The organism is Actinomadura sp. NPDC023710 (assembly GCF_040639875.1).
Lineage (GTDB): Bacteria > Actinomycetota > Actinomycetes > Streptosporangiales > Streptosporangiaceae > Spirillospora > Spirillospora citrea.
On sequence record NZ_JBFAGB010000106.1, the window covers coordinates 1 to 1,895 of the forward strand.

Consider the following 1,895-nt stretch of genomic DNA (forward strand, 5'->3'; position numbering starts at 1 on the left):
AAGAGGCCTGCTCTTCGTTCGAGCAAGCCTCTGAGCTGGGGAAATGTGGGCGATACTGGGTTCGAACCAGTGGCCTCTTCGGTGTGAACACGATCAGTCGACCCCAGGAGAAGCCGCCTCTCGACATCGCCGCAGTTCAGGCAGCTTCCTTCGCTACTCCACGGCGCGACTCAGGGCAGATCAAGTCTGTTCGGATCTCCCGCGAATAACACCCTGCCCTCATCAATGGCGCGTGACTCACGGTAGCCGGGAGGCCGTCCGACTCGTAACACAGCCGACCGACCGCGCAAGGCGGCTGGACGACCTCTGCGGGCGCCCCGCCGCTCCCGGTGCCGGACCTGGCGCGTCGTGGCCAGCCCGGCGGCGCCCTCCTCTGCTCGGTGCCGAACTGTGGTCGCCCGGCTCGGGCTGCCGCGGCGGGCAGCCGCGGCCCCGTCAGCGGCGCCGCTAGATCGAACCCACCGCTGGAATTCTCATGAGGGGCGCCGCCTAGGGCGAACACGAGGCACTCGACTACTTGGCGCGCCACCCCTATATCGCTGTCCAGACCCTCAGTGCCAGTCGCGGTGTAGGCGTCACCCGCTGACCTGCCTCCTGCCGTCGCTGGTCTGCGCTGTTCCGTCCGAAGACCCAGCGGTGGGCGAAGAACACGATCGTGAGGAACCCGTTGGGCGCCTCTACCCCCACCCTCCATGGATGATCCCCGCCACCTTCGGTTCGGAGGGGTGGACGACCAGGCCGGTCTCCTCTTTCAGTTCCCGGGCTGCGGTGGCGGTCACGACTTCGCCCTTGTCGGCCTTGCCGATGGGGAGGTTCCAGTGCCGTGGAGCGAATCTGGCGTCGGGGCCGCGCTGGAGCAGCAGTACCTGTCCTTTGGCCTGGTCGTGAACGATGACGGCGGCGACGAGCAGGTTGTGGGAGTCCGGTGCCGGAGGCAGGGCGGATTCGGTCACGAAGACGATCCTCTCAAACGGGCGCGTGCTGGATCCGCTGCTCCAGCACGCCGGTGCCCGGCACGCCACGACGCCGGTAGAGCGTGAAGGTATGCCGGATCGAGGCGAACGCCGACCGGGTGGCGCGCCGAGTCCATTCCCTCGGCGAGGTCGAGCGCGCGGCTCCATGCCGCGACCGCTTCGTCGGCGCGCTTGGGCCGCGAGGCAATCGCCCAGGTCCATGTGGGTGAGCAGGTGGACGCGCGGGAAGGCCGCGGGATCCCAGGAGGTGAAGGCCGCCCGGTACCGGACCTCGGTACCGGCATGGTCGCCGATCTCGGTCAGCGTCCTGGCGGTGTGGGAGTCGACCGTTCCGGCGGCGGGGCCCATGAGCAGGGAGTAGGTGGGTTGAGGTACGTCGTCGCGGGTGAGGGCATCTTCGGCGGCGAGCGGGGCGCGGGCGGGCTCGGGGCTTGTCGCCGAGGGCGGCGTGGGCGCGAGCGTGGGTGATGTGCAGGAGGGTCTTGGTGGCGCCGTCGGCGTGGCCGGCAGCGCGTGCCAGGGCGGCCTGAACGAGTAAGGCGGGCCGGATGATCTGCGCGGCGGGTCGGCGTCTTGCGCCGAGGCGATTCTGCCCGGCACTCGGCCGAGCAGGGCCACCAGGCGGGCGCGCCTCCAGCTCATCTGACGCCCGACTGTTAATGCGAACGATTTCGCGTTACCCTGTGTCACAACGCACAGGAAGGAGTGCCGCATGGAGGCGAAGCCGCGCGCGACGGGGGCCGTGCGCCCCGGCGGCCGGACGGCGCGCACCCGTGCGGCGGTGCTGGCCGCGACCCAGGGCGAACTGGAGGCCTGCGGATACGCAGGACTCACCCTGGAGAAAGTGGCCGAGCGTTCGGGCGTGCATCTGGCCACGCTGTACCGGCGATGGCGGACGGTCGAGGGACTCGTCGTCGACCT

General features: G+C 69.7%; 3 protein-coding genes. 2 read left to right on the plus strand and 1 reads right to left on the minus strand.

Translation table 11 applies throughout. The features are described 5' to 3' along the window. Positions 1–677: 677 nt before the first annotated feature. Complete coding sequence (locus AB0H37_RS44985) at positions 678–953, minus strand: NUDIX domain-containing protein (RefSeq protein WP_218935241.1); 276 nt, start codon at positions 951–953, stop codon at positions 678–680. Positions 954–1,179: 226 nt separating this feature from the next. Between AB0H37_RS44985 and AB0H37_RS44990 the strand changes: the two genes are divergently transcribed. Further along, entirely contained in the window at positions 1,180–1,335 is a 156-nt protein-coding gene (locus tag AB0H37_RS44990) for a hypothetical protein (protein ID WP_179835731.1), read from the plus strand. A gap of 351 nt (positions 1,336–1,686) precedes the next feature. Then, a partial coding sequence (locus AB0H37_RS44995) for a TetR/AcrR family transcriptional regulator (protein WP_360618852.1) occupies positions 1,687–1,895 on the plus strand: 209 nt, incomplete at its 3' end.